The 315-nt window shown below is 67.3% G+C and carries 1 protein-coding gene; it reads left to right on the top strand.

Annotated features, from left to right (window positions below; genetic code table 11):
- Positions 1–315, top strand: a 315-nt coding sequence (locus tag AB1L30_RS00590; protein ID WP_367011410.1) for a hypothetical protein, incomplete at both ends; no start/stop codon positions are given.

The raw sequence follows: 315 nt of genomic DNA on the forward strand, positions 1-315 counted from the left end.
GGGAATCGGGGTCGCTCGACCTGGTCGCCGCGCCGTTCGGCGACAACGTGGTGACCTACTTCTCGGCGATCGGTGATCTCTGGTTCGCCTGGCTGATGATCGGCTGGGGGGGCGACCTGCTGGCGAAGGTCGGCCAGGCGCCGTTCCACGTCATGACCGGGATGGCCGTCTTCGCGATGGCCCGGCAGGTGGGGGCGGGGCGATCGGCGGCGATGATCGCCGCGGCCTGGATGCTGACCTGCTCCCCTTACATCGTGTTCGGCTTCGCCCTTGGCGATCATCTGCGTACCGACCAGGATCTTCACCTCGCGATTG

It is taken from the genome of Bremerella sp. JC817, assembly GCF_040718835.1.
Taxonomy (GTDB): Bacteria; Planctomycetota; Planctomycetia; order Pirellulales; family Pirellulaceae; genus Bremerella.